The organism is Streptomyces sp. NPDC054757 (assembly GCF_053612185.1).
This window is the reverse complement of the sequence record NZ_JBSHBW010000007.1, coordinates 218,510-243,246: the sequence shown is the minus strand read 5'-3', so window position 1 is coordinate 243,246 and position 24,737 is coordinate 218,510. Positions and strand designations below refer to the sequence as shown.

Below are 24,737 nucleotides of genomic sequence, written 5' to 3'. Positions count from 1 at the left end.
GTTCGCAGGCTCAGACGAAGCTGTAGGGCGGCAGCGGCCCGTTCAGGGCGTGGGTGAAGCCGTCGCCCCAGCGTTCGGCCTCCTCGTGTACGGCCTGGGTGAAGGAGGCCGCCTGATCACGCTTGACCAGGAAGGACGCGTTCAGGAAGTGCGTCTTGGTCGGCTCGCCGTTCGCGACGCGTACCGCGGCCGGTCCGAGCCTGGCCACGATGTCGTCCCGGCCCCGGGCCTCGCGGGCCTGGACCTCATGGGAGATCGTCTCCCCGAGAGCGACCATGTCGTCGTGGGCACCGGGGTTCTGGCGGGTGCGTTCGCGCAGCGCGCGTACCTCGGGGGACTCCTCGACGATCTCCCGCAGCAGATCCTCCTCGTCCCGGGCGACCTTCAGGTTGTACTCAAGGCACCCGTCGAGTTCCTTGAGCCGCGCGCTGTAGCCGTCGTGCTGCTGTTCCAGCGCGGCGATCACCTGGTCGTCGTCGGGGCCGACCAGACCGAACCGCATCGGCAGCGCGGCACCATCGGTCAGCAGACTCTCCAGCACCGCCTGGTGCGCGACCAGGTCCCGCCGCTTGGCCCGCAGCTCCGCCGGTGCGTCACTGACGACGGCGCTCAGGCCCTCCGTCCCGACGACGCGCAGCTCCGATGGCGGCTCGCCGACACCGGCCAGGTTGTCGAGGCGCAGGGGATGCGCGGCACTGGTGATGGCGTAGATGTACGTGGACACGGGCTACTCCTCCCGCCGGCTTGAGCTGCGCCGGCTACTGGAAGCGGACTTGCGCGCCGGGCGCTCCTGCTTCTCCTCCGCATCGTCGTGGCCGCCCTGAAGGGACTCGCTGAACGCCTCCACGGCTCCGGACAGAGCACCCTTGGACTTTCCCTTGGCGCCCTTCTCGGTCATGTCACCGACGAGATCGGTGAGCTGGCTGGGCGCCTTGCGGCCGGATTCGAGATCCAGCCTGTTGCACGCCTCGGCGAACCGCAGATAGGTGTCGACACTCGCGACGACCACCCGTACGTCGATCTTGAGTATCTCGATTCCGACGAGCGAGACCCGGACGAAGGCGTCGATGACAAGGCCCCGGTCCAGAATCAGTTCCAGGACGTCGTACAGATTTCCCGAGCCGCCCCCGCTCGACGACCGTGTGCTTGCGCTTGACTGCTGAACAACACTCATGGTGAATCTCCCTTCCGAGGAAGTTCCGCTTTTCAGCGGCCTGCTGACCGGCCTGCTCTCAGCGGTCGATCTGCCCCTTTGCGTAACGGCGAATTCGCTCGTAGCCGACGAGGTTCCCCTGCAAGTCGAGCTGAACCCGGTAGGTGGCCATGACACTGGCGGTGTCAGGAATTTTCTCCAGCTCCACCACCTCGACGTCCGCGGACCAGCCGTCGTCGGACGCCTTCAGCGCGGATACCGAACTCGGTTCGCACTGCAGCAATTCAGCGAGCTGACCGGCAGCGCGCCGCATTGCCGTAGGAACATCGAGTCGCTCGCCGCTTTTACTGTCCTGGCTGTCCTTGCTGTCAGTCGTTGCCATCATCCCGCCTGTCGCGCGCCAAAGGATTTTGCGGGCTCCGATTGGAAGTCCGGTGAACCGCATGTGCGGTTGTAGAGCGCGTGCCCGTGAGTACGGAACGTATGCCTCTCCCCTGAGGCGCCCTTTTTCCGCTGTCCGCACAAGAGAAGATCCGGGGATTGGATCCGGTGCGAGTGCAGGTCACAGCGGTGGCTGACGGACAGAAACGCGGGCGGCTATTGGCCGCATCCGTCTGATCCCGCTCACCGGGGGCAGCCGAAGAGCATGAACCCTTCCACGTCCCTTGCACTCACCCCCTCCTCCTCACTCGGGCTGATCGCGGTCGGGGTGCTCGTCGTCGTGATCCTGATCGCCGCGGTCGTCATCGGGAGCCGCCGGACCGCACGGGCGACGACATCGGCCGAAGCCCATGCCCGTACGGAGGGACGGGCACGCGACGCGCACCAGCGGGGCGAGACATGGCAGACGATCGACGACGACCCGGAGCAGGGAAACCCGCATCGCTGATCCGCCCCTCCCCTGGGACGGCCGCCGGTGCCTGCGACTCCGGCGTTCGGCCGCATTCCGTTTCCCCGCTCACCCTGGGGGTACGAGCCGTTTGACCGAAATTCGGTGAAATTCACACTAAGTACCACCTCTAAGCCCAGCGAAAAGAGAGGTTCCCCCATGCTCACTGCCATCGCAGATGTACTGAGGTCCATCGGCGGAGCGATCGCCACCGTCGTGGCCCTGCCTTTCAAGGCTGTCGCGCGCCTCTTCGGTGGAGCCGCGGACAGCGCCCACGGTCGCCACTGACAGGCGCAAGGCGGCCACCGCACATCCCGCAGAGGAGAGACACGATGACCGCTGACAGCTCCCCCGTGGCCCGGCCGCCGGGCCCGGGCGACCGCCGCGACGCGGTCGCCGCACGTCTGACGGCTCTGGTCGAGAAGGGCGCCCTGGGGCTTCCGCTGCCCGGGGGCGGCCGCACCGCCGACCGCTTCCGGGCCCTGGCAGAGCTCGGGCGCGAGGATCTGACGCTGGCCCGGCTGGCCGAGGGCCATGTGGACGCGGTCGCCATCCGGTACGAGATCGAGGGAACGCGCCCCGACGACGGGGAGCGCTGGGGTGTGTGGGCGGCCCAGCCGCCCGGTCCCGGCCTCACTGCCACCCCGGACGGCAACCGATGGCGCCTCGACGGCGTCAAGCCCTACTGCTCGGGTGCGCACACCTGTACACACGCCCTGGTCACGGCGGACACCCCGGAGGGGCGCAGGCTCTTCTCCGTCCAGGTGACCGACGGGGGCGTGAGCCCGGTGGCGGGGACCTGGCAGGCCGTCGGGATGGACGCCAGTGACTCCCCGGACGTCTCCTTCTCGAACGTGCCGGCCGTCGCTGTCGGAGGGGTGGACGCCTACCTCAACAGGCCGGGTTTCGAGCACGGCGGTATCGGAGTCGCGGCGTGCTGGCTGGGCGGAGCACGCGCCGTGGCCGACACCCTGGTGGAGTCGGCGGCCCGGCGCCCTCCGGATGCTCACGCCGCGGCGCACATCGGCTCCGTCGACATGCTGATCAGCGCGGCGGAGACGGTGGTGGAGCGGGCCGCGGCGGACATCGACGCGGATCCGTCGGACATCTGCGGAGGTGCGCGGATCCGGGGTCTGCGGGTGCGCGCGTTCGTGGAGAAGGTCTGCTCCGAGGTCCTGCACCACGCAGGGCGCGCGACCGGCGCGGCCCCTCTCTGTCACGACACACGGCACGCCAGGGCGGTCGCCGACCTCACCGTCTACATCCGCCAGCACCACGCGGAACGCGACCTCGCCGCACTGGGGAGCCTGCTGGTTCCGGGCGAGGGGGAGCAGTGAATGCCGCACGGCGGACCGCTGCCGACGCCATCGACGCCCCCGGCACCCCCGAGGCCCGGTGGGCCGAGTGGGACGGCCTGCTCCGGCTCCCCGCCGCCGTACCGCCCCACGGGCCCGTCCTGGTCGTCGCCGCACACCCCGACGACGAGGTGCTGGGTTTCGGCGGTGCGATGGCCGGCCTCGCGGCCGATGGCGGCGACGTCCACCTCGTATCGGTCACCGACGGCGAGGGCTCCCACCCGCGCAGCTCCCTGGTCTCCCCCTCCCAGCTCGGCGCGATGAGGGAGACCGAACTCGAACAGGCGCTGGCGGACCTGGGGCTGCCTGATCTGCGGCCACGGCGCCTCCAGGTGCCCGACACCCGCGTCCACCAGTACGAGGACGATGTCGCGTCCGCCATCGCCGGGGCTCTGCGCGAAACCGGCGCCACGCTGTGTGCGGCGCCGTGGACGGGCGACCTCCACAGCGACCACGAGGCAGCGGGCCGGGCGGCCGTGACCGCCTGCCGGGCGGTCGGTGTGCCGCTGTGGCTCTATCCGGTCTGGATGTGGCACTGGGCCCGCCCCGGCGACGCGCGCGTCCCCTGGCAGGACGCCGCACGCCTCGTGCTGCAGCCCTCCGCCGCCACCCGCAAACAGCGCGCGATTCAGCGGTTCACCAGTCAGATCATGCCGCTGACCACGGGCGAGGGGGATGCGGCCATCCTTCCGCCCGAGGAACTCGCCCATCATCTGCGGCCGTTCGAGGTGGTCTTCCGATGAGTACGCCGGCCGCCTATTTCGACCGTATGTACGCGGGGGCCCACGACCCCTGGAGCCTCACCGAGCGGTGGTACGAGCAGCGCAAGTACGCCCTCACCGTCGCCTCGCTCCCGCGCCGCCGCTACCGCAGCGCCTTCGAACCCGGGTGCTCCGTGGGGGCTCTCACCACGCATCTCGCCGGGCGCTGCGACCGGCTACTGGCCACCGACCGGGTCCCGGCCGCCGTGAGGGCCGCCGCCGAGGCCACCCGCGACCAGCCGCATGTGGACGTCGGAGAGCTGACCATTCCCGACGAGTGGCCGCAGGACACCTTCGATCTGATCGTGCTGTCCGAACTCCTCTACTACTTCGACGACCGGACGCTGCGGGACGTCCTGACCCGTACCGTCGCCGGTCTCGAACCGGGCGGAACGCTCGTCACCGTGCACTGGAACCATCCGGTGGCCGAACACCGGCTCACCGGCACGGAACTCGCGCCGCTGCTCACATCCGTACCCGGTCTCACCACGCTCCTCGATGTACGTGACCCGGACTTCACGCTCCACGTCCTGGTCCGACAGCACCCGGACGGGCGGACGGCCCCCGGCCCCGCTGCCGCCGAGGGACTCGTGTGAACGCCCGTCCCGCCGCCTGCGCCGTCATCGTCCCGGCCCACAACGAAGCCGCCACCCTGCCCGCGACCCTGCGGAGCCTGAGGGCAGCCGCAGCTCACCCCTCGGTGTCCGGTGTCCCGCTGGTGACCGTGGTCGCGGCCGATGCCTGTACGGACGGTACGGCCGCTGTCGCACGGAGTCTGGGCGCGCGGGTGGTGGAGCTGGACCGGCGGAACGTCGGAGTGGCGCGCGCGGCGGCCGCCGCGGAGGCTCTCCGCCTGCTGGAACCGTACGAACGGGGCCTGTGGATCGCCACCACCGACGCCGATACCGTCGTACCCGAGGGGTGGCTGGCCCATCAGCTGCACCACGCCGGGCAGGGGTGGGAGTGCCTGGTGGGCACCGTGCGGCTGACGGCCCACCCCCTGCTGCATCCGGCCGTGGCGGCGGAACACGACGCGCGGTACTTCGCCGGCCGGCCCGCGGGCTCCGTCCGCTGGACCCATCCGCACGTCCATGGCGCCAACCTCGGTGTCACCGCGGGTGCCTACCGCGCTGCGGGCGGCTTCCCCCCGCTCGCCCACAGCGAGGACCGTGCCCTCGTCGCCGCGCTGCAACGGCAGCACCGCCGCATCCTGCGCACGGACCTGTGCCCCGTACTGACATCGGGCCGCCCGGACCACCGGGCCCCGCACGGACTGGGCGCCACCCTCAACGTCCTCGCCCGGCTCCCCGGCGGCGGCCCTCCCGACGGCGGGGCCTGACCGGCTCCCGCCGACGCGCGGACAGCGGGCGCGCGTGCGGACGGTGGACCCAGGCCGCACAGTGAAGGAGGAGCTGGCAGCCGTCCCGCAGGAGGCAGCAGGCGTGAGCGACAACGGCAACGGCAACGGCAACGGCAACGGCAACGGCAACGGCAAACTGTCCACATACCGGGGCAAACGTCACTTCGACCGTACCCGTGAGCCGCGCGGCCAGGGCACGGAGGCCGGCGAGAAGCCCGTCTTCGTGGTCCAGATCCACGACGCCTCGTCAATGCACTTCGACTTCCGTCTGGAGGTCGACGGAGTCCTCAAGTCCTGGTCCGTGCCGAAGGGTCCGTCAGCGGATGTGCACGACAAGCGACTCGCGGTGCCCACCGAGGACCATCCCATGGAGTACCGCACCTTCGAGGGCGTGATCGCCCACGGCGAGTACGGGGCGGGAACGGTCATCGTCTGGGACGAGGGCACCTACGAACCGCTGGCGGGCAGCACCGGGGACAAGGGCCGTACGTTCGCCGAGGCGCTGGAACACGGTCACGCGACCTTCCGCCTCGACGGGTCCAAACTGCACGGCGCCTACGCGCTCACCCGCTTCCGCGGAGGCGGTGACTCCGCGGAACGTGAGTCCTGGCTGCTGGTCAAGAAGAAGGACGCCCGTGCCGACGGCAGACCCGCCCCCGACCCGCAGCGGGCCCGTTCCGCGCTCAGCGGGCGCACCCTGGGGCAGGTCGCCGACGAGGAGCCGGAGACGGCCGTGGAGGACCTCGGGGCCACGGATGAATGACCTGCTCAGGGCCCTCCCCGATGACCAGCAGCGGCTGCTGGCCGTCGCGCCGGCCGCCCCTGAGTCGGCGGCCGATCCGATGCGCGCCGTCCTGACCGACCGCCGCGACTTCGGCCCGGGCTGGCTCTTCGAGCGCAAGCTCGACGGGATGCGGGCCCTGGCCACCCGCGACGAGGACCGGGTACGTCTGCTCTCCCGTACCGGCCGTACGATGCAGTCGGGGTTTCCGGAGATCACCGAGGCGCTCGCCGGGCAGTCGGCCGACGGTTTCACCGTCGACGGCGAGATCGTCGCATTCGCCCACGGCCGTACCGACTTCGCCCGCCTCCAGCAGCGTATGCAGCTCACCGATCCGCGCCGGGCACGGGCCAGCGGGGTCGCCGTGACCTACTACGTCTTCGACCTGCTCCGGCTGGACGGGATCGATCTGACCCGGCTCCCCCTGCGCACCCGGAAGTCCCTGCTGCGACGCGCGTTCGGCTTCCGGCCGCCCCTGCGCTTCACCCCGCACCGCAACGAGGGCGGACAGCAGCGGCTCGACGAGGCCTGCGGCCGGGGCTGGGAGGGGCTCATCGCCAAGCGCGCCGACAGCCGCTACCAGCGCCGGCGCTCCCCCGACTGGCTGAAGCTCAAGTGCGCCCACGGCCAGGAACTGGTGATCGGCGGCTTCACGGAGCCCGCCGGGGCACGCGACGGGTTCGGCGCTCTGCTCCTCGGCCACTACGACGACGGCAGCCTCATCTACGCGGGCAAGGTGGGAACCGGGTTCGACCACAGGGCCCTGACACAGCTCCGTACCCGGCTCGATGCGCTGGAGACCCGCACATCGCCGTTCCGCCCGGCCGTACGGGAACGCGGCGCCCACTGGGTCGAGCCCGTCCTCGTGGCGGAGGTCGGCTTCACCGAGTGGACCCGTGACGGAATGCTCCGCCACCCGCGCTTCCTGGGGCTCCGGCAGGACAAGGCCGCTACGGATGTCGTACGGGAACGACCGCAGAAGGGGTAGGGGAACAGCCATGGACGACGACACATACCGGGTCCGCGCCGGCCGGCGCACGGTCGCGGTGCACCGGCCGGACAAGGTGCTCTTCCCCGAGGACGGCGGTCTGACCAAGGCGGACCTCGCCGAGTACTACCGGCGGATCGCCCGGTACATGGTGCCCGAGCTCAAGAGGCGGCCGCTGATGCTGGAACGCCACCCCGAGGGGATCGCCGAGCAGCCGCACTTCATGCAGAAGGACACACCGGACCACTATCCGGACTGGCTGCACACCGCCGAGGTCGCCAAGGAGGGCGGCACCGTCCGGCACACCGTCTGCGACGACGCAGCGACCCTGGTCTTCCTCGCCGACCAGGCCTGTGTGACCTTCCACCGCTGGCTGTCGACCACCGCGCATCCGGACCGGCCGGACCGGCTGGTCCTCGACCTGGACCCGCCGGGAAACGACTTCGAGGCGGTGCGCCACGCCGCTCGCCTGGCGAAGGAGCTGCTGGACGAGGTGGAGCTTCCCTCCATGCTCATGACCACCGGCTCCAGAGGGCTGCATGTGACGGTCCCGCTCGACGGGCGCACGGACTTCGACGGCTGCCGTGCCTTCGCCAGGGAGCTGGCCGACATCCTCGCGGCCCGCGACCCCGGCCGGCTCACCACCGCCGTACGCAAGGACGCGCGTGGCGGCCGCCTCTACCTGGATGTCCAGCGCAACGCCTACGCCCAGACCGCGGTCGCCCCGTGGTCGGTACGGGCCCTGCCGGGCGGGCCGGTCGCCGTACCGCTGCCCTGGGACCGCCTCGATGACCCCGGACTGACCTCCCGGAGCTGGTCGTTGCGCGATGTGGACGCCGTCGTGGACCTCGCCCGGTCCAAGCCCTGGACGGGTCTTGGCCGCGGGCGCTCCGTCGTGGCGGCGCGGCGGAGGCTGGACAGGCTGCGCTGACCGGCGTCCGGGTCACGGCATGCGGCCGGCGGCGGCGCCGAACGGGCTCTGGTCGAGCCGGGAGAGCAGATCGGCGGGGTCCCGGTAGACATGTGCCGCCCCGGCCCGCTCCAGGTCGGCCTGCGGGATACCGCCGCACAGCAGCGCGACGGCCGGAACCCCGGCCCGCGACGCGGCCTCCATGTCCCAGACCGTGTCCCCGACGAACACCGCCCGGGAAGCGGGGACTCCGGCGAGTTCCAGCGCGTGCCGGACCGGCTCGGGGGCCGGTTTCCCCTCGGACACGTCGTCGGAGCTTGCTGTGTCCGAGAGGGCGTCGTCGGCGTCGATGGCGCGCCGCAGGGCATCCAGTTCGGGACCGCTCGCCGAGGTGGCCAGCACGATGTGCCAGCCCTGTCCGGCCAGAGTGCGCAGCAGTTCGCCCGCCGAGCGGAACGCGGGCAGCCGCTCGAAGTAGGTGCCGAGCAGCGAGGTGTGGGCCGCGCTGATGCGGGCGTCCTGGTCCCGGTCCCGGCCCTTGCCGAGCAGGTGCTCCAGCAGGTCACCGGAGCCGAGCCCGACCGCCCGGTGGATGGCGGGCATCGGGACGGTGTGACCGGCCTGGCGCAGCGCCTCCCACCACGTCACCACATGCAGGTGGTTGGTGTCGACGAGGGTGCCGTCCACATCGAAGAGTGCTGCGCGCTCCATATGACGTCCTGCTCTCTGCGGCCCCGACGCGTTGGCTCAGGGGATCGGTCTCAGCGGTCGGCTGCCGTGCGCGGCCGCATACCCTCTGCGCCTGCCCCGGCGCACCTCACACACTCCGTCGGCGGGCACCCCGCGGCAATCGGAGCGCCGCCCGTCGGGCGGCGTCACCGGACGCGGCATTCGGGCGAAGTGCCGGAGCGCCAGCGGTGGCGGCGCCCGGCCCCCGTGGCCATAGTCGTGCGTGGTGTGCCCGCCCGGACTCGGTCGCCGCGCTGTGTGAACGCCGCCGCCCCGGGCAGGCCCCGCACATGAGCACACGAGCCGCGGCACCGGAGGGGTGATCCGTCCCGTACGGTGCCGGTCGCAGGAGGAGAGGTCGGTTGTGAACAACCGCAAGACGATGGAGGCCCTGCTCGCGGAGCACGGCAGGACGTTCGCCGACGAGGCGGGCATCCGGCTGCGGGACACCCCGCAGCCCCTGTATCAGCTGCTGGTGCTCAGCAACCTCCTGAGCGCACGGATCAGGGCGTCCGTCGCCGTGGCGGCCGCGCGGGCGCTCTTCGCGGACGGCATGCGCACACCGCGCCATATGCTCGAAGCGACCTGGCAGCAGCGCGTCGACGCCCTCGGTGAGGGCGGCTACCGCCGCTACGACGAGAGGACCGCCACCCAGCTCGGCGAAGGGGCGGAGCTGCTGCTCGACACGTACGGCGGCGACCTGCGGCGGCTGCGCAAGTCGGCCGACGGCGATCTCGGCGCGCTGCGCGACGGCCTGCGCCGGACCCCCGGCATCGGCCCGGCAGGCGCCGACATCTTCCTGCGCGAGGCGCAGGAGCTGTGGCCGGAGACGGCGCCCTACCTGGACAAGAAGGCACTGCAGGGCGCGGAGCAGCTGGGTCTGCCGTCGTCACCGGCGAAACTGGCGGAGCTGGCGGAGCAGGCGGGGCCGGAGGATCGCCGCGGCCCTGCGGTGCTGGCGGCGGCGCTGGTCCGCGCCTCGCTGGACAAGGACGTCGTGGCGGACGTCCGGTCGCACGCCTGACCGCGGCACGGTCGCGCGGCGAGGCCAGGAGCACGGTCACGCGGCGAAGCCGGGAATACGGTCGCGCACCGCGGCCGGCACACCGGCGTGCGCCCGGCCGGTACGGGTGGACGCTGCCAGGGGGACGGCCGCGGGCGGCCGGTCCCCGCGGTCAGCTCTCCCGTACGGTCGTACGGTTCAGCGGGAGGTGGACCGTCTCCCGCAGGGCGAAGACGACCACCAGGGCCGAGACCGCCGCCAGCACCATCAGGTAGTAGCCCGGCGCGAGCGGTGTACCCAGCAGGGAGACCAGCCAGGTGGCGGCGAACGGGGCGGTGCCGCCGAACAGGACGTACGCCGCCGTGTACCCCATGGCCGAGCCGCTGGAGCGCAGCTGGCCGGGGAACATCTCGACCATGGCCGGGACGTTCGACGTGCCGATGACCGCCACCAGCACGGCGAGTACGGACGCCCCCACGACGGCACCCGGCAGGCCGGTGCCGATCAGCCAGAAGGCCGGAAGCGTGGTGACGACGAACCCCAGACACGCCACGAGCAGCATCGGTTTGCGCCCCCAGCGGTCGCTGGCGGCGGCTGTCAGCGGACAGGCCAGGCAGTAGGCGAGCATGGCTATGACACTGGTGAGCATCGCGTCCGACTTGCTGTAGCCGACCTCCTCGGACATGTACGAGATGAGGTAGCTGCTCATCAGGTAGTAGCCGACCGCGTTGGTGATGCTGTAGCCGAAGAGCGTCAGCACCTGCCGGCGGCAGATCCGCAGCGCATCACGGAGGGGCGCCTTACGGACCGTGTCGTTCCGCTCCATCGACCGGAAGACCGGGGTGTCCTCCAGCCGGCTGCGCAGATACAGCCCGATCAGTCCGAGCGGTCCGGCGAGCAGGAAGGGCAGCCGCCAGCCCCAGCTGTCCAGGGCGCTCTCGCTGAGCGAGTCGATGATCAGCAGCCCGGCCAGGGAGCCGGCCACCGATGCGACGCCGACGGTCAGCGGTACGGCACTCGCGTACCGGGCCCGGCGGCCGTCCGGCGCGTACTCCATGATGAAGGAGGAGGCGCCGGTGTACTCACCGCCGGTCGAGAACCCCTGCACCGCGCGGAAGAGCAGCAGGAGCAGCGGGGCCAGGATCCCCACGGACCGGTAACCGGGCAGCAGGCCGATGAGGAAGGTCGAACCGCTCATGCAGAGCACGCTCAGGGCGAGCATCCGGTTGCGGCCGATCCGGTCTCCGTAGCGCCCGAAGAAGGCGGCGCCCAGCGGCCGGGCGATGAACCCGGCCGCGAAGATCGCCCAGGTGGCCATCAGCGCGGCCGACTTGTCGTACTGCGGGAAGAACAGACCGGCGATGGTCGCCGACATGACGGCGTAGGCGCCGGAGTCGAACCACTCGACGAAGTTGCCGATGGCCGTGGCGGCGGTCACCCTGCGCCGCGTCGCCCGCGCGGCCGGCCCCTGCGTCCCGCCGGGCGGACCGCACTCGGCGGCCGTACCCGGTGCCGGTGCCTGATGCATCGTCATGGCGCCATCCTCCTTCTTCTCGGGTCGGGTCACCCGGCGGACGCCGCTGTGTCGGCCCGGCGGCCGGAATCACTGTCCAGGTCCCGCAGACGGGCCCGTTGGACCTTCCCCGTCGCCGAACGCGGCAGACGGTCGACGAACTCGATCCGGCGGGGGTAGGCGAACCGTGAATAGCTGTCGCGGACATGCTCCGTGATCTCCCGCGCCAGGCCGGGGCTCGCCGCGTGGCCGTCGGCCAGTTCGATCCACGCCTTCACCGCCTGGCCGCGCACCGGGTCGGGGACGCCCGCCACACCGGCGTCGGACACGGCGGGGTGGTTCCGGAGGGCGGCCTCGACCTCGTAGGGGCCCACCCGGTAGCCGGAGGTCTTGATGACGTCGTCGGTGCGGCCCAGGAACCAGAAGTAGCCGTCCTCGTCCTGGTGCGCCTGGTCCTTGGTGCGGTACCACTCGCCGCCGAAGGCGGTGGCGCTCGCCTCCGGCCGGTTCCAGTAGCCGAGCGGGTACTGCGGGTTGGAGCGGGCCCGCAGGGCTATCTCACCGGTCTCGCCGAGCGGGACCTCGTTGCCGTCCGGATCCAGCAGCGCGACCTGCCAACCGGGCAGCGGGCGCCCCATGGAGCCGGGCTTGACGGGGACACCGGGGAAGTTGCCGAGCAGCGGATACGACTCGGTGGAACCGTAGTAGTCGAGGAGCGTCACTCCGAACTGGTCCTCGAACCAGTCGATGAGGTCGGACGTGAGGGGCTCGTTGGAGCTGCACACCACCCGCAGCGCCTGCGGGTGGCGCCGGCCCGCGTCGGGGACGTCCTGCATCATCTTGCGCAGGAGTGTGGGGTTCACGAGTGCGGTGGTGACCTTGTTGCGGGACATGCCGGAGAGTAGCGCGGCCGCGTCGAAGCCCGCCGCGGGGCGGTGCACGTAGTGGACGGCGCCCGCCCGCAGCGGTCCCATCAGCTTGGCCATGGACCAGGCCCAGTCCCCCGCTCCGTAGAACACGTCGCCGATGGTCAGACCGTGGCAGAAGTGGAACTCGTTGTGGCCGAGCAGGGTCCGGTGGGCGTGCACGATCCCCTTGGCGGCGCCGGTCGTGCCGGACGTGTAGAAGATCAGCGCGGGGTCGTCGGCCGCCGTGTCCGCAGTCTCGAACTCCGGGGGGAGCGCGCCGATCGCGGGATCGTCGATGTCGACCAGGGTGCCGGCGAAGTCCCCGGCCCGGCCGACGGCGTCCGCCTCGGTGATCAGGACCTCGGTGCCGGAGTCGGCCAGCCGGTAGCGGATGGGGTCGTCGGCCCACAGCAGGGACATGGTGACCAGCACCGCCCCCGTACGCAGCACCCCGAGGTAGGTGGCGGGTGTGTCGGGGCGCTGCGGCAGCAGAACCGCCACCCGGTCGCCCTTGCGGACCCCGATGCGGTGCAGATGGGCGGCCACCTGGCGGGAGCGGTCCTGGACCTGCTTCCAGGTCACCTCGTCGCGGCGGCCGGTGTGGTCCTCGTAGATGAGGGCGAGCCGGTCGCCGGGGTGACGGTCGGCGACATCGGCGGCCATGTTGTAGCGGGCGGGGACGTCCCACCGGTGGGCGTCGAGCAGACCGCGGTACACACGGTCGCCCTCGGCGAGCGCACCGGGCGGCGGCGTGACATGGGTGGTCATGCGGGGTCGTTCCTCTCTTCGGTACGGGACGGGACGGGGGTACGGGGTGGGGCCTGGGTACGGGGAGGTTCGCCGGTACGCGTCGGGACAGGGGTGCGGGGTGGGTCCCGGGTACGGAAGGTTCCTCGGTACGGAGCGGGTCCCGGTACCAAGCTGGTCCCCGTACGGAGCGGGTCCCCGTACGGTGCGGGTGTCAGCGGCGCCTGCCTGCCAGGAAGGCGGCCATCTCGCGCTGCGGCTCCCCCGTCGCGTAGGCCGCGACGTGCACCTTCTTGGCGGCGCTGATCGACTCGTCGAGGGCGGCTTCGTCGAGCTCCCGGATCCGGCCCTTGGTGAGGGCCACCGCGCCCGGCGGCAGTTCGGCGAGGCGGGCCGCCTCGGCGCGGGCCTCCGTCTTCACGGCCTCGCTCGCGGCGGCGGCGTCGGCGTCGCCGACCTCCACCAGCCGGGTGAGCAGGCCGAGCCGGTGCGCCTCGACGCCGTCGACCAGCCGGCCGGTGAGGGCGAACTCCGTGGTCTTCGCCCGGCCGAGGATGTCCCACATGGCCCAGATGCCGGTGATGCTGGGGATGCCGGAGAGCACCTCGGGCTGGCCCATCCTGATGCCGCCGTGCCCGATCCGCAGATCGGCGAGCAGGGCGTACTGGAAGCCGGAGCCCGCGGCCACTCCGTTGACGGCGGCGACGGTCGGCTTGTCGAGATTGCGCACGGCCCGGTAGAGCCGTCCGAAGTCGTCGATCCACTCCTCGGCGGCCGCGTGGTCCCCGGGGGTGATGGCCGCGGTCTCGCTGAGGTCCTGTCCGGCGCAGAAGGCGCTCCCGGAGCCGGTGAGCACGACGGCGCGGCAGTCCCGGTCGGCGCCGAAGTCGCCGAGCGCGGCCACCAGAGCCGCGCGCACCCCGGCGGTCCAGGCGTTGAGCTTGGCGGGCCGGTCGAGGGCCACCTCACCGACGTAGGCGCCGTCCTGGCCGTCACCGGTGAGCGGGTGCCGGGTGACGAGAACGCCGTGCTGGTCGCCGTGGTGGTCGGTACCGGTCTGCGTCATGAGAGTCCCTTTCTTCGTGCGGCGCGCGCCCCGGCGTGCGGAGGCGTGGTGCGCCGTCGCTCTCCCCGGCGCGCGGCGGCACAGCCCGTCGAGGGGCCGTACGACCAGGGAGTGTTCCGTTCGGCACGCCCCGTGATCCGGGGCGTCCGTGGCAGTCATGCAAGCAGCCGGAGGCTTCCGGGGGCCAAGACCAATAACGACTTCCGTCGATATCGCAGCGATATGGTCCTGCCATGGAGCTACGCCATCTGCACTATTTCGCCGTGCTGGCCGAGGAACTGCACTTCGGCAGGGCCGCGAGCCGCCTGCACATGGCCCAGCCGCCGCTCTCCCAGCGCATCCGCGACCTGGAACGCGAGCTGGGGGTCCAGCTGTTCGACAGGTCCCGGCCCCGTGTGCGGCTCACCGAGGCGGGTGCCCTCCTCCTGGAGCACGTACGGCCGGTGCTCTCCGGGGTGGCCACCGCACGCGAGGCCATGCGCCGGATCAGGCCGGGCGAGGCGGGGGTACTGCGGGCCGGGTTCCCGCCCGACACCCATCCGGTGGCGCTGCCGACCCTGACGGCCGCCTTCTCCGAGCGCGTGCCCGACGTCCTGCTCGACCTGCACGAGCTGACCACCGACGAACAGCTCTCACGGCTGAGGTCGGACCGGCTGGACGTGGCGGTGGTCCGGCACCCTGCCGACACGGTGGGGCTCGAATCGGGTCCGGTGGCCCGGCGCGAGCTGGGCGTGGTGTTGCCGGCCGCACATCCGGCCGCGGCCGGGCCCGGAGTGCCGGTACGGCTCAGGGACCTCGACGGGTCCCCGCTGATCATCTTTCCGCGGGAGATGGCGCCCGGTCTCTACGACCACATGCTCGCCGTCTGCCGGGACGAGGGGTTTCTGCCCGGTGCGATCCGGCATGCGCGCAACCCGGGGTTCGTCCACGGGCTGGTGCTGGCAGGACGCGGTATCCATCTGAACGAGAGCCCGGCCACACAGCTGCCCGACGGCCTGATCTGGCGGCCGGTCACCAGCCGGGCGCTGGCCTGGCTGACCTCGGTGGTGTGGGTCGCGCAGCGGCACAACGAGGCGGTGGCGGCCTTCACCGAGGCGGTCACGGAAGGGCTGGCCGCCACCGGGCACCGGATCGGCACGGCGGACGGCACCCCGCCCATCGGCCCGACGCCGTGACCCCGCTCCCCCGCGCCGGAGCGCGCGCCCCCGTACGTAAAGGCAGGTCGGGGGCGCCCGCCTCTGTACGTGGGCACACCGGGGGCGCCCGCCGTAAGCGGTCAGCGCCGGGTCAGCGCAGCCCCACCATCAGGGCGTCGCTGGGCGAGCACCACGCCTGCCGTGCCTCGGCGAAGCCCTGTTCGCGCAGGGTCTCGGCGTGCCAGCGCGCGGTGGTCGGCCGGTCGGTGGGTGTCTTCGCGGCGACCGGGTTCCGGGGGTCACCGAAGCGTTCGAAGCGGCGCCGCGCGGCCTCGCCGAGCCCGGGGTCCTCCGCCGCCTCGCTCCACCAGGCGGCCCAGTCGAGCGCTCCGCCCGACCGCTCCCGTTCCTTGCGCGCGGTGTGGAAGGCGTGCGCCGCGGCGTTGATGCGCGGCGCCGACTCGTCCACCATGTGATCGGCGTTCAGGAACACACCGCCCTCCCGCAGCAGACCGGCCACATGTCCGTACAGCGCCCGCAGCGGATCGGTGTCCAGCCAGTGCAGCGCGGTCGCGGTCAGCACGGCATCGTAGGAGCGATGGGGCAGCGCGTCCGTCCACCCGGGGTCCGTGAGGTCGGCCGTCACGAATCCCACCCGCCCGTCCCCGGCGAAGTGGCCGCGGGCGATGGTCATCAGCACCGGGTCGAGATCGACGCCGGTGCTGCGCGCCCCGGGGAAGCGCTTCAGCACCCGGTCGGTGATGCTTCCCGTTCCACAGGCCAGGTCGAGCACCACGGGCTCGGGGCCCACCAGAGCCTCGACCATGTCGAGCATCACCCGGAACCGCTCCTCGCGGTCCGGCATGTACCACTCCTGCTGGCGGTCCCAACTGTCCTGCCACGCCTGCCAGTCCGTCCCGGCGGTCGTCTCCGTCATGAGCTGCTTCTCTCCTTCGTTTGTACGCACGTGCGGCGGTGGCAGGAGCGGGACCCGGCCGGCCGCGTGCACACGTTTGCGTGCCTGCGCGCCTCCGTCACGGGGTGTCCGGTACGGAAGCGGGGTCTCCGGCGCCCAGCCGCTCGGCCCTGACCAGCAGCCGTGCGGTCTCCGATGCCGGCGCGTCCAGGACCTCTGCGGGGGTGCCTTCTTCGGCGGTCCGGCCGTTGTCGAGGACGAGGACCCGGTCGGCCACCGTGCGCAGCAGGCCGAGATCGTGACCGATCCACAGGACGGCCGTGCCCTCCTCCTGCCGCAGACGGGCCACCTCGGCCAGCACGAGACCGGTGGCCACGTCGTCGAGGGCCGTCGTGATCTCGTCGCACACCAGGACATCGGGGCCCGCCAGCACCGCGCGGGCGAACGCGGCGCGCTGGAGCTCTCCCCCCGACAGCGACTCCGGCAGCCGCCGGGCCGTGCTCCCGTCGACCCCCAGCCGGGACAGCAGCCCCGCGGCCTCCTCCTCGGCCAGTTCCGCGGAGCGGTCCCGGAGTCTGACCGCGGTACGCGCCACCTGTTCCAGCACGGTGCGGCGTTCGTCGAACGAACCCCGGACCTCCTGCCACACGTACTGCACCCGTCTCTTCTGCGGCCGGGTGCGCCGACGGAGCACCGGAAGTTCCGTGCCCTCCAGGAGGATCCGGCCGCCGTGCCGCTCATGGAGCCCGGCGACACAGCGGGCCAGCGTGGTCTTCCCGCTCCCCGAAGGCCCGGCCACCGCGACACAGCCGCCCCGCGGCAGCGACAGGGAGAGACCGTGCAGCACCACGTCGCGGCCACCGGGACGCAGCCAGGCGGTCAGATCCCGTACGGCGATGACCGGGGCGACGACCGGATCGTCCTGCGGCCCCTCCCCCGCGTCAGGTACGGCGGATCCGGTCCGGGCGGGCAGCAGTCCCTCCGGGCTGCCCTCACCGGTGACCCGGCCGTCCTCCAGCAGGACCACCCGGTCGGCCAGTGCGCGCACCATGTCGTGGTCGTGGCTCAGCAGCAGGATCGCCATGCCCGCCTGGGCGAGTGCGGCGAGTTCACGGGCCAGGCCCATCCGCGTCACGGTGTCCAGGCCGGTACCTGGCTCGTCCAGGACCAGCGCCCTGGGGCCGCAGGCCAGGACCTGGGCCAGGGCGACACGCTGCCGCTGGCCGCCCGAGAACTGGTGGGGGAAGCGCCGCAGCGCCGTCTCCGGCGGCAGCTGCGCGGCGCGCAGAGCCGCAGCCGCCCGCTCCCGGGCGCCCCGGCCGGCCGGGGCGCCCGGTGCGGACGAGCGGTGCAGCCGGGCCAGTTCGGTCAGTACGGCGCCGGTACGGCGGGCCGGGTTGAGCGCGCTGCCCGGGTGCTGCGGCATATAGGCGACCGTCCCGCCCCGCAGAGCGGCTGCCTCACGGGTGACTCCGTCCCCGTCCACCACGGTGGTCCCCGCCACCCGTACCTGCCCGCTCAGCCGCACGCCGGGCGCCGCGTCGCCGAGCAGGGCGAGAGCCGCCGTGGTCTTGCCGCTCCCGGACGGTCCGACGAGGGCGGTCACGCCCCCCGCCGGTACGTCCAGATCCACCCCCCGCAGCAGCGCTGACGTACCGGCCCACGCGGTCAGGCCGCGTACCTCGATCACAGCCATCAGAGTGCGGCCTCCTCGGGGCCGTCGGTGCGTTCCCGGCGTACAGGGCTCCCGGAAGCGTCGGTCCGCGCCCGGGCCGTGGGGCCGCCGGCCCTCCCCCGGCCCGGGGCGGCGGACCGGCGGAGCAGTCGGTCGGCCAGCAGATTGAGCCCGACCGTGAACATGACGAGCATGGCCGCGGGTGCGCACACCGCCCAGGGCTGCAGCAGCAGGGCCTCCCTGCTCCCGGCGATCGTGACGGCCCAGTCGGGCGAAGTGGGTTCCATACCGAGCCCGAGGAAGTTCGCGGCGGCGACGGTGAACACCGCCGTGGTGACCCGGGTACCGATATCGGCGGCCGCCACCGGCAGGACCGCCCGTCCGATGTGGCCGAACAGGATCCGGGGCCTGGACTCGCCCTGCATCCGCAGCGCTTCGGCCACGGGGCTGCTGGCCGCGTCGAGCCCCGCCGCCCGCACCAGCCGGGCCACCGCGGGTACGTTGATCGCGGCCACCGCCAGGGCGATGGCCGTGGCCTGGCCGCGCCAGCCCACACCGATGACGCTGATGATCAGCAGGGAAGGCACCGGCAGCAGCAACTCCACCGGCCTCAGCAGGAGTTCGTCGAGCCATCGGTGCCGGGTGGCCGCCGCGGCGAGACCCAGCGTCCCGCCCACGGCGTAGGCGAGCCCGACCGCGAGGCAGGCCACACCGAGCGCGCTGGGGCCGCCGCGCAGCAGCAGTCCGAGTACGTCGCGCCCCATCCCGTCGGTGCCCAGCGGATGCCCGCCCCCCGCCGCGTACGGTGCTCCTCCCGCGGCCGGGGTGACCACCGGGGCCAGCAGCGGCCCCACCACCGCGACCAGCACGGGGATCGCCAGGAGCAGAGCGGCGCCCGCGATCGGCAGGGAGCCGCCGGGACGCGTCGCCGGGCTCACCTGAGCACCTCCGTACGCGGAGCCAGCCGGTGGGAGACCAGGTCGGCCGCGATGTTGAGCGCCATGGCCACGGCCGCCAGCAGCAGCGTCAGCGCCTGCACCGTCGGCACGTCCCGGCTCTGCACCGCGTCGATCAGGGCGGTCGCCGAGCCGGGGATCGCGAAGACGGCCTCGACGATGAGGACACCGCCCAGCAACTGGTCGCCGGTCCGCGCCAGTTCCTGGACTCCGGGCACCGCGGCGTTGGGCAGTACATGCCGCAGGACCAGCCGCACCCGCGGCACGCCCAGCCGCCGCGCCTGGGCCGTGTAGTCGGCGCGCAGCGCCGCTATGGTGCCCGCACGTATCTGCCGGGACAGCAGACAGACGGTCCTGGCGAGGAGCACGGCGACGGGCAGGACGAGCAGGGCCGGCCGGGTCAGCAGATCACCGGCGCCGACATCCACCCAGGTGGAGGGCAGCAAGCCCAGCCGGAGGGAGAACACCGCGACCAGACAGAGGGCCAGTACGAAGTCCGGTACGGAGTTGAGGGCGACCATGACGGCCGAGAGCGCCTGGTCCAGCCGGCCGCCCTCCCGGAGCCCCATCACCAGGCCGAGGAGCATGGCGAGCGGTACGAGGACGGCGACCGTGACGGCGGCGAGTACCGCGGTGGCACCGAGGGAGCCCGTGATGATGTCGGCCACCGGGCCCCGGCTGACCAGGGAGGTGCCCGGGTCCCCGGAGAGCAGCGACCCGGCCCAGTCGGCGAACCGGTCGAGCAGCGGCCGGTCGAGCCCCAACTGCTCACGCAGATGGGCCACTTGATCCAGACCGGCCTGCTCGTTGAACTCGACTTCCGCCGCGTCGCCGGGAAGCAGCGAGGTCAGCAGGAAGACGAGGACGGCCAGCAGCCCCAGCTGGACGACGGCGAGCGATACCCGCCGCAGGGTGTAGCGCAGCACGTTCAGGCCAGCCACACGTTGTCGAACCGCGCCCAGTCGACCGTGTTGGGCGGCATGGCCTTCACACCGTGCAGACGGGTGGAGACGGCGTTGAGCCAGTCGGAGTGCCCCCACAGCACCAGGCCGCCCTTGTCCCGCACCGTGCGCAGCGCGGCGCCGTACCGCGCGGTCCGCTTCTTCTCGTCGGTGGTGGCCTGGGCCCGCGCGAAGTCCTGGTCGAAGTCCTTGTGATGCCAGGCCGTGGTGTTCTGCGGTGCGCCGTCGAGCAGCCGCTCGCTGATGTACGTGGGAATGGGCATCGCCCCGCAGCGATGGCTTCCGGCCATGCCGGTGCCGAGCAGGTCGGTGAAGTAGCTCTCGGGAGGTCCGGTGGTGACGTCGATCCGCAGACCGGCCTCCCCGGCCTGTTCGGCGAAGAGGTGCGCCGCGTCGATGAACCCGTCGGCGGCTGTCGAGGTGTAGAACGCGATGCGTTTGTTGAGCGCCCCGGAGCGGCGCAGCAGCCGGCGGGCCTCCGCGACGTCACGCTCGCGCTGCGGTACGCCATCGGGGTAGTACTCGTACCCCTTGCCGTACATGTCGTTGCCGATGTCGCCGCGTCCGCCGAGGACCACGTCAACCAGGCGCTTCCGGTCGGTGAGCAGTTTCACCGCCATCGCCGCTTCGGGGTCGTCGAAGGGCGGCCGGTCGGTCTTCAGCACGAATCCGACGGCGCCGCTGCGCGGAGCCGAGACGATCCGCACCCGGGAATTGGCCCTGACCAGCCGGGCGAAGGTGGGTGTCATCTCATGTGCGTACTCCACCTCGCCAGCCTGCACGGCGTTGGCCCGTGCCTCGGTGGCCGCGGAGAGGATGTGCACCTCGTCCACGTGCGCGGGGCCGGCCCAGTGGTCGTCGAACCGGCGGGCGGCGAAGGAGCGGCCGGCGGTGAAGGAGCGGTAGCGGAAGGGGCCGGTGCCGACCGGCCGGGACGGGTCGCGGTAGCCGTTCCGTACGACGGCGGTCCCGGTCATCGCGAGGAGCGAGGGGAGTTCCGCGTTCGGCCGCTTGAGCGTGATCTCCACCGTGTGCTTGCCGACCGCCCGGCACCGCTTCAGGTCGATGACCGAGAGCGAGCCCTTCGCCAGATGGTCGGCTGCGCCGGGGTCGAGGATGCGGGAGAGGCTGAAGAGCACGTCGTCGGGGTCGAGTGTGTGGCCGTCGTGGAAGGTGGCCTGCCGCAGGGTGAAGCGCCAGACCGTGCCATCGGCGTTCGTCTCCCAGCTGCGGGCGAGCCGGGGCACGGGACGCAGCGTCGCGTCGAGATCCACCAGCTTGTCGAAGACCGCTTTGTGCCGGGCTATGTCCACGAACTGGCGTTGCGCGTGGGGGTCCATCGTCTCCTTGGCCCCTGCCCCGGGAAACACGGCCCGCAGAGTGCCGCCCCTGCTCGGCGGGGCGGAATCCGAACCCCCGGAAGGCCCGCAGGAACTGAGCAGTACCGCACCCGCGGCTCCGGCCAGTCCGAGAAACCCACGGCGGGTGCTGTCGACGGGCACGCTGTGACTCACCTCTTCATAGAAATCCATCCCGCCCTCTTGCATATGAATCGCAAGTGCATAGGAGAGGCAATTAGATGACCATGGGGACCGCGGAGCTGTCAAAGCGCCGTCTGCGGTGAGCATCTGGCGGCGCATCCGCCGGGAGATGCAAAGAGCGCGGTACGGGCCCACCATGGAGGTATGGCTGACGTCATTACTCCTCCCGGCCGGACTCCTCACGGCAAGGTCCCGCCCGAGGAGACCCCACCTGCCGAAGGCTGCATCGCCGAAGCCCACGAAGAGCGTCCCGACGGCGGTATGTGGGAGCACCCGCGCCTGTGGGCCGGGCTCATCCTGCTGGGGGCGCTGCTCTTCTCCGCCTTCTTCATCGCGCGGATCTTCTCGGCCTGAGCGGCCCGGCGCGGAGGCGCCCAGGCGGGCCGTCGGGCAGAGCGACCGGCCGGGCGGCCGGCGGAGCGCGGGTGTCATCCGCGTCAACGTGTCCGCCGAGCCCGCCGGGCCTCAGCGCCGTGCGGCCGGTCCGCCGCCTTCCCCCAGGAGTTGTTCCAGCCGGTCGAACCGCTCGTGCAGAGCCCTAACCTCGGCGGAGGCGTCCTCCCGGCCCACGTGCTCGGCGTGCTTGAGGGTTCCGCCGAGCTGACGCAGGCTGCGGGCGGCGCCGCTGACGAACCAGGTCGCGAGGGCCGCTGTCACGATGCCGAACAGGGCGATCCCGGCGAACATCACCACGCAGGCGATGACACGCCCCCACGCCGTCACCGGATACATGTCCCCGTACCCGACGGTGGTCGCCGTCTCGATGGACCACCAGACCGCGAGCGGGAACGAGGTGATGGTCGCACGGGGCGCCGACGCCTCGGCCCGCACGACCAGCCACGCCCCGCAGAGCAGCACAACCGCCGTGATCAACGCGGCCCACAGCGACGCCCGTACGTGGAGCCGGCGCTGCTGCGCCCTCAGCAGCCACCTCAGCAGGGTGGAGACGAAGACCGGCGGCATGGACGCACCTCGCTCGGGGGTGGGCGAACATTCGCCATGAACGTACTCGCGGTCGCCCGCGGCGTCCGGGACGGCCCGCGGTGCGCGCGTCGCACCGCCCGGGGCCGTCAGCCGCAGGCCGTCAGCGCCGGGCGTCAGCACGTGGGGCGTCCACCACGGGTCAGCAGCCCCCGTGGCCCGTCAGCCGCGGGGGCTGCTGACCCGCTCGGGCTCGATCACATAGATCACCCGCACCTGGTCGCGGCCGCCGAACCACGGGTAGGGGCCGCCGAGATACTTCTGCGCGAGCGCCTCGATGTGGTCGACCGCCCCCTCGGTGGTCACCCGCACCACACGGCCGCGGATCTGGACGTAGGAGGCGGGCTCCGCGGGGTCGGCGACCGCGACGGCCACCCGTGGGTCGCGCGCGATGTTCCGGGTCTTCTGATGCGTCTCGACGCTGTTGATCAAAACGTACTCGCCGTCGGTGTCGACCCAGGTCTGCGTGAGCTGGGGTGAGCCGTCGGGCATCGTCGTGGCGATGTAGCAGGTGCTGGGGCGGCGCAGCAGCGCCACCACGTCGTCGCCGAGGGGTACGGGCACGGGGGTCTCCAGAGGTCGGTTCTGCGGGGTGCTGGGGCAACGGTAGCCACGGCGGCGAACCTGACTCCCCTCCGCCTCTCCCACACGAAAGTCAACAGATTCTGACCCGTTACAAGGATGGAAAAAAAGCCAAAGCAACAAATATTGACGTCGACGGTGCGTGCGCGTAGCTTCCCGGCGAAGGCGTCGAGCGGCATGAACTCCTGTGCCGCATCGGCAGGTTGAGCTCCGATCCCCACCACAACCACTGGGAGCACACCATGCGCGAAAAGAGATACGCCGCAGCGGAACCCGGTTCCCACCGCCCCGCGGGGGCCCCGGCTCCGCGTCTCCGCAGACTTCTGCTGTCCGCCGTGGCAGCTCTCGGGCTCGTCCTCGGCGCCCTGATCGGACTGCCATCGGCGTCACAGGCGGCCGGTTCGCTGCCCTGCGACACCTACGGCGCCGCCGGTACCCCGTGCGTCGCGGCGCACAGCACCACACGCGCCCTGCTGTCCTCGTACAACGGGCCCCTCTACCAGGTCACCCGGGCCTCGGACGGCGCCCGGTCGGACATCGGCCTGCTCAGTCAGGGCGGCTACGCCAACGCCGCCCAGCAGGACACGTTCTGCCAGGACACCACCTGCCGCATCACCAAGGTCTACGACCAGACCTCGCGCCACAACGACCTCGTCCCGGGCCCGGCCGGCACCTCCGGCATGGGCGCCGACCGCGGGGCCGACGCCAGCGAGATCGCGGTCACGGCCGGCGGCCACAAGGTGTACGGCATCTGGATCTCACCCGGCGTCGGATACCGCTCCGACGGGGCGGCATCCGGCACCGCCGTCAACGGCCGGGCCGAAGGCGCCTACATGGTGGCCAGCGGCACCCATGTGGGCTCCGCCTGCTGCTTCGACTACGGCAACGCCGAGAGCACCCCGGCCGACACCGGCAACGGCCATATGGACGCGGTGTCCATCGCCACCACGTGCTACTTCCAGCCGTGCACCGGCTCGGGCCCCTGGGTCGAGGCGGACATGGAGAACGGCATGTTCCAGGGCGACAACGGCTCCAACACCAGGAACGCCGGGAACAAGAGCCCGTATGTGACGGCCATGCTCAAGAACAACGGGCAGACGACGTACGCGCTCAAGGGCGCCAACGCACAGTCCGGGTCCCTCTCCACCTGGTGGGACGGCGCCCTGCCGACCCGCGGCGGTTACGCACCGATGCACCAGGAGGGCGGGATCATCCTCGGCACGGGCGGGGACAACAGCAACTGGAACATGGGCACCTTCTTCGAAGGGGTGATGGTCGCGGGCTACCCGACCGACGCGGCCGAGAACGCCGTACAGGCCAATGTCGTCTCGGCCGGCTACTCGGGCGAGACGGACGTACCCAACGGACCCCAGGGCACCATCACCGGTCCTGGCGGCCAGTGTGTCGATGTCGCGGCGGACGACACCGGCACCAACGGCGCCGCCGTCCAGCTGTGGAACTGCCAGTCCTACGCCGAGGACCAGTACTGGCATCACCACACCAACGGCTCCCTGAGCACGATCGGCAGATGCCTGGACATCGACGGCAACGGCACGGCCAACGGCACCGGGGTCGAACTGTGGGACTGCAACGGGGTCGGCGGGCAGGTCTGGCAGCAGCGCTCCGACGGCTCGCTGTTCAACCCCCAGTCGGGCCGCTGTCTCGACTCCCCCAACGGCGCGACCGCCAACGGCACCCATCTGCGGATCTGGGACTGCAACGGCGCGGCGGCACAGAAGTTCACCCTGCACTGAGCTGAGCCCCGGTGCGGCGGGCCGCTGATCGGCTCGCACCGGGCTCGCACCGGAGGGGTACGGGAACCGGA

The 24,737-nt window shown here is 71.9% G+C and carries 27 protein-coding genes; 13 read left to right on the top strand and 14 right to left on the bottom strand.

Annotated features, from left to right (window positions below):
- Positions 1–10: 10 nt before the first annotated feature.
- The 3 genes from ACWGKJ_RS12805 to ACWGKJ_RS12795 are packed head-to-tail and all read right to left on the bottom strand — an operon-like array spanning position 11 to position 1,535.
- Positions 11–724, bottom strand: a complete 714-nt coding sequence (locus ACWGKJ_RS12805) for a GvpL/GvpF family gas vesicle protein (protein WP_385031205.1) — start codon at positions 722–724, stop codon at positions 11–13.
- A gap of 3 nt (positions 725–727) precedes the next feature.
- Positions 728–1,174 (bottom strand): gas vesicle structural protein GvpA, encoded by a 447-nt coding sequence (locus ACWGKJ_RS12800; protein ID WP_385031208.1) that lies wholly within the window; start codon positions 1,172–1,174, stop codon positions 728–730.
- A 58-nt stretch (positions 1,175–1,232) separates the two neighbouring features.
- Entirely contained in the window at positions 1,233–1,535 is a 303-nt protein-coding gene (locus ACWGKJ_RS12795) for a gas vesicle protein GvpO (RefSeq protein WP_385031211.1), read from the bottom strand.
- Between the two features lie 264 nt (positions 1,536–1,799).
- Between ACWGKJ_RS12795 and ACWGKJ_RS12790 the strand changes: the two genes are divergently transcribed.
- The 9 genes from ACWGKJ_RS12790 to ligD (ACWGKJ_RS12750) all read left to right on the top strand — a co-directional run bounded on the left by ACWGKJ_RS12790 (position 1,800) and on the right by ligD (ACWGKJ_RS12750) (position 8,218).
- Entirely contained in the window at positions 1,800–2,042 is a 243-nt protein-coding gene (locus ACWGKJ_RS12790; RefSeq protein ID WP_385031214.1) for a hypothetical protein, read from the top strand.
- A 159-nt stretch (positions 2,043–2,201) separates the two neighbouring features.
- Positions 2,202–2,330, top strand: a complete 129-nt coding sequence (locus ACWGKJ_RS12785) for an LPFR motif small protein (protein WP_385031217.1) — start codon at positions 2,202–2,204, stop codon at positions 2,328–2,330.
- Positions 2,331–2,374: 44 nt separating this feature from the next.
- Positions 2,375–3,379 carry an acyl-CoA dehydrogenase family protein gene (locus ACWGKJ_RS12780; RefSeq protein ID WP_385031220.1) on the top strand — a complete coding sequence of 335 codons (1,005 nt, stop codon included), beginning with the start codon at positions 2,375–2,377 and terminating at the stop codon, positions 3,377–3,379.
- Entirely contained in the window at positions 3,376–4,140 is a 765-nt protein-coding gene (locus ACWGKJ_RS12775; protein ID WP_385031223.1) for a PIG-L deacetylase family protein, read from the top strand. The genes ACWGKJ_RS12780 and ACWGKJ_RS12775 overlap by 4 nt, the downstream gene beginning before the upstream one ends.
- Positions 4,137–4,754, top strand: a complete 618-nt coding sequence (locus tag ACWGKJ_RS12770; RefSeq protein ID WP_385031226.1) for an SAM-dependent methyltransferase — start codon at positions 4,137–4,139, stop codon at positions 4,752–4,754. The genes ACWGKJ_RS12775 and ACWGKJ_RS12770 overlap by 4 nt, the downstream gene beginning before the upstream one ends.
- Complete coding sequence (locus ACWGKJ_RS12765; protein WP_385031229.1) at positions 4,751–5,497, top strand: glycosyltransferase; 747 nt, start codon at positions 4,751–4,753, stop codon at positions 5,495–5,497. Before ACWGKJ_RS12770 ends, ACWGKJ_RS12765 begins: the two co-directional genes overlap by 4 nt.
- Before the next feature lie 103 nt (positions 5,498–5,600).
- Positions 5,601–6,281, top strand: coding sequence for a DNA polymerase ligase N-terminal domain-containing protein (locus ACWGKJ_RS12760; protein ID WP_385031232.1), 681 nt, complete (start codon positions 5,601–5,603; stop codon positions 6,279–6,281).
- Positions 6,274–7,287, top strand: a complete 1,014-nt coding sequence (gene ligD, locus ACWGKJ_RS12755) for a non-homologous end-joining DNA ligase (RefSeq protein ID WP_385031235.1) — start codon at positions 6,274–6,276, stop codon at positions 7,285–7,287. The genes ACWGKJ_RS12760 and ligD (ACWGKJ_RS12755) overlap by 8 nt, the downstream gene beginning before the upstream one ends.
- Before the next feature lie 10 nt (positions 7,288–7,297).
- Complete coding sequence (gene ligD, locus ACWGKJ_RS12750; protein WP_385031238.1) at positions 7,298–8,218, top strand: non-homologous end-joining DNA ligase; 921 nt, start codon at positions 7,298–7,300, stop codon at positions 8,216–8,218.
- Positions 8,219–8,230: 12 nt separating this feature from the next.
- Here ligD (ACWGKJ_RS12750) and ACWGKJ_RS12745 read toward each other — a convergent pair whose 3' ends face one another.
- Positions 8,231–8,908: an HAD family hydrolase gene (locus ACWGKJ_RS12745; RefSeq protein ID WP_385031241.1), complete on the bottom strand. Its 678-nt coding sequence runs from the start codon at positions 8,906–8,908 to the stop codon at positions 8,231–8,233.
- Between the two features lie 400 nt (positions 8,909–9,308).
- On the opposite strand from ACWGKJ_RS12745, the gene ACWGKJ_RS12740 reads away from it, so the two are divergent.
- On the top strand, positions 9,309–9,950 hold the full coding sequence (locus ACWGKJ_RS12740; RefSeq protein WP_385031283.1) for an HhH-GDP family DNA glycosylase: 642 nt from the start codon (positions 9,309–9,311) through the stop codon (positions 9,948–9,950).
- 151 nt (positions 9,951–10,101) lie between these two features.
- Here ACWGKJ_RS12740 and ACWGKJ_RS12735 read toward each other — a convergent pair whose 3' ends face one another.
- From ACWGKJ_RS12735 to ACWGKJ_RS12725, 3 genes are all read right to left on the bottom strand, one after another.
- Positions 10,102–11,463: an MFS transporter gene (locus ACWGKJ_RS12735; RefSeq protein ID WP_385031244.1), complete on the bottom strand. Its 1,362-nt coding sequence runs from the start codon at positions 11,461–11,463 to the stop codon at positions 10,102–10,104.
- 29 nt (positions 11,464–11,492) lie between these two features.
- The gene (locus ACWGKJ_RS12730) at positions 11,493–13,118 is read right to left on the bottom strand and encodes an acyl-CoA synthetase (RefSeq protein ID WP_385031247.1); all 1,626 of its coding nucleotides are present in this window, start codon (positions 13,116–13,118) and stop codon (positions 11,493–11,495) included.
- A gap of 193 nt (positions 13,119–13,311) precedes the next feature.
- Positions 13,312–14,163 carry an enoyl-CoA hydratase/isomerase family protein gene (locus ACWGKJ_RS12725; RefSeq protein ID WP_385031250.1) on the bottom strand — a complete coding sequence of 284 codons (852 nt, stop codon included), beginning with the start codon at positions 14,161–14,163 and terminating at the stop codon, positions 13,312–13,314.
- 233 nt (positions 14,164–14,396) lie between these two features.
- On the opposite strand from ACWGKJ_RS12725, the gene ACWGKJ_RS12720 reads away from it, so the two are divergent.
- A complete protein-coding gene (locus ACWGKJ_RS12720; RefSeq protein WP_385031253.1) occupies positions 14,397–15,338 on the top strand; it encodes a LysR family transcriptional regulator in 942 nt (313 codons plus the stop codon).
- A 112-nt stretch (positions 15,339–15,450) separates the two neighbouring features.
- On the opposite strand, the gene ACWGKJ_RS12715 is transcribed toward ACWGKJ_RS12720, so the two are convergent.
- The 5 genes from ACWGKJ_RS12715 to ACWGKJ_RS12695 all read right to left on the bottom strand — a co-directional run bounded on the left by ACWGKJ_RS12715 (position 15,451) and on the right by ACWGKJ_RS12695 (position 21,148).
- Positions 15,451–16,236: a class I SAM-dependent methyltransferase gene (locus ACWGKJ_RS12715; protein WP_385031256.1), complete on the bottom strand. Its 786-nt coding sequence runs from the start codon at positions 16,234–16,236 to the stop codon at positions 15,451–15,453.
- Positions 16,237–16,333: 97 nt separating this feature from the next.
- Positions 16,334–17,911 carry an ABC transporter ATP-binding protein gene (locus tag ACWGKJ_RS12710; protein ID WP_385031259.1) on the bottom strand — a complete coding sequence of 526 codons (1,578 nt, stop codon included), beginning with the start codon at positions 17,909–17,911 and terminating at the stop codon, positions 16,334–16,336.
- Positions 17,911–18,828, bottom strand: coding sequence for an ABC transporter permease (locus tag ACWGKJ_RS12705; RefSeq protein WP_385031262.1), 918 nt, complete (start codon positions 18,826–18,828; stop codon positions 17,911–17,913). The genes ACWGKJ_RS12710 and ACWGKJ_RS12705 overlap by 1 nt, the downstream gene beginning before the upstream one ends.
- Complete coding sequence (locus ACWGKJ_RS12700; RefSeq protein WP_385031265.1) at positions 18,825–19,787, bottom strand: ABC transporter permease; 963 nt, start codon at positions 19,785–19,787, stop codon at positions 18,825–18,827. The genes ACWGKJ_RS12705 and ACWGKJ_RS12700 overlap by 4 nt, the downstream gene beginning before the upstream one ends.
- A complete protein-coding gene (locus ACWGKJ_RS12695; protein ID WP_385031268.1) occupies positions 19,775–21,148 on the bottom strand; it encodes an ABC transporter substrate-binding protein in 1,374 nt (457 codons plus the stop codon). The genes ACWGKJ_RS12700 and ACWGKJ_RS12695 overlap by 13 nt, the downstream gene beginning before the upstream one ends.
- A gap of 345 nt (positions 21,149–21,493) precedes the next feature.
- Here ACWGKJ_RS12695 and ACWGKJ_RS12690 point away from each other — a divergent pair, with 345 nt between their 5' ends.
- Positions 21,494–21,703: a DUF6480 family protein gene (locus ACWGKJ_RS12690; RefSeq protein ID WP_385031271.1), complete on the top strand. Its 210-nt coding sequence runs from the start codon at positions 21,494–21,496 to the stop codon at positions 21,701–21,703.
- Positions 21,704–21,814: 111 nt separating this feature from the next.
- Here ACWGKJ_RS12690 and ACWGKJ_RS12685 read toward each other — a convergent pair whose 3' ends face one another.
- Both ACWGKJ_RS12685 and ACWGKJ_RS12680 read right to left on the bottom strand, forming a co-directional pair.
- Entirely contained in the window at positions 21,815–22,312 is a 498-nt protein-coding gene (locus ACWGKJ_RS12685) for a potassium channel family protein (RefSeq protein ID WP_453315725.1), read from the bottom strand.
- A 180-nt stretch (positions 22,313–22,492) separates the two neighbouring features.
- Positions 22,493–22,894 (bottom strand): PPOX class F420-dependent oxidoreductase, encoded by a 402-nt coding sequence (locus ACWGKJ_RS12680; protein WP_385033832.1) that lies wholly within the window; start codon positions 22,892–22,894, stop codon positions 22,493–22,495.
- Positions 22,895–23,247: 353 nt separating this feature from the next.
- Here ACWGKJ_RS12680 and ACWGKJ_RS12675 point away from each other — a divergent pair, with 353 nt between their 5' ends.
- A complete protein-coding gene (locus ACWGKJ_RS12675; RefSeq protein WP_385033829.1) occupies positions 23,248–24,666 on the top strand; it encodes an arabinofuranosidase catalytic domain-containing protein in 1,419 nt (472 codons plus the stop codon).
- Positions 24,667–24,737: the final 71 nt, after the last annotated feature.

Excerpts from the sequence above, each read along its gene's own strand:
- ACWGKJ_RS12790 (WP_385031214.1), top strand. The coding sequence starts at position 1,800 with ATGAACCCTTCCACGTCCCTTGCACTCACCCCCTCCTCCTCACTCGGG.
- ACWGKJ_RS12740 (WP_385031283.1), top strand. The coding sequence starts at position 9,309 with ATGGAGGCCCTGCTCGCGGAGCACGGCAGGACGTTCGCCGACGAGGCG.
- ACWGKJ_RS12720 (WP_385031253.1), top strand. The coding sequence starts at position 14,397 with ATGGAGCTACGCCATCTGCACTATTTCGCCGTGCTGGCCGAGGAACTG.
- ACWGKJ_RS12685 (WP_453315725.1), bottom strand. The coding sequence starts at position 22,312 with ATGCCGCCGGTCTTCGTCTCCACCCTGCTGAGGTGGCTGCTGAGGGCG.
- ACWGKJ_RS12725 (WP_385031250.1), bottom strand. The coding sequence starts at position 14,163 with ATGACGCAGACCGGTACCGACCACCACGGCGACCAGCACGGCGTTCTC.
- ligD (WP_385031238.1), top strand. The coding sequence starts at position 7,298 with ATGGACGACGACACATACCGGGTCCGCGCCGGCCGGCGCACGGTCGCG.
- ACWGKJ_RS12800 (WP_385031208.1), bottom strand. The coding sequence starts at position 1,174 with ATGAGTGTTGTTCAGCAGTCAAGCGCAAGCACACGGTCGTCGAGCGGG.
- ACWGKJ_RS12710 (WP_385031259.1), bottom strand. The coding sequence starts at position 17,911 with ATGGCTGTGATCGAGGTACGCGGCCTGACCGCGTGGGCCGGTACGTCA.
- ACWGKJ_RS12730 (WP_385031247.1), bottom strand. The coding sequence starts at position 13,118 with ATGACCACCCATGTCACGCCGCCGCCCGGTGCGCTCGCCGAGGGCGAC.
- ACWGKJ_RS12780 (WP_385031220.1), top strand. The coding sequence starts at position 2,375 with ATGACCGCTGACAGCTCCCCCGTGGCCCGGCCGCCGGGCCCGGGCGAC.
- ACWGKJ_RS12785 (WP_385031217.1), top strand. The coding sequence starts at position 2,202 with ATGCTCACTGCCATCGCAGATGTACTGAGGTCCATCGGCGGAGCGATC.
- ACWGKJ_RS12795 (WP_385031211.1), bottom strand. The coding sequence starts at position 1,535 with ATGGCAACGACTGACAGCAAGGACAGCCAGGACAGTAAAAGCGGCGAG.
- ligD (WP_385031235.1), top strand. The coding sequence starts at position 6,274 with ATGAATGACCTGCTCAGGGCCCTCCCCGATGACCAGCAGCGGCTGCTG.
- ACWGKJ_RS12770 (WP_385031226.1), top strand. The coding sequence starts at position 4,137 with ATGAGTACGCCGGCCGCCTATTTCGACCGTATGTACGCGGGGGCCCAC.
- ACWGKJ_RS12715 (WP_385031256.1), bottom strand. The coding sequence starts at position 16,236 with ATGACGGAGACGACCGCCGGGACGGACTGGCAGGCGTGGCAGGACAGT.
- ACWGKJ_RS12735 (WP_385031244.1), bottom strand. The coding sequence starts at position 11,463 with ATGACGATGCATCAGGCACCGGCACCGGGTACGGCCGCCGAGTGCGGT.
- ACWGKJ_RS12745 (WP_385031241.1), bottom strand. The coding sequence starts at position 8,908 with ATGGAGCGCGCAGCACTCTTCGATGTGGACGGCACCCTCGTCGACACC.
- ACWGKJ_RS12690 (WP_385031271.1), top strand. The coding sequence starts at position 21,494 with ATGGCTGACGTCATTACTCCTCCCGGCCGGACTCCTCACGGCAAGGTC.
- ACWGKJ_RS12695 (WP_385031268.1), bottom strand. The coding sequence starts at position 21,148 with ATGGACCCCCACGCGCAACGCCAGTTCGTGGACATAGCCCGGCACAAA.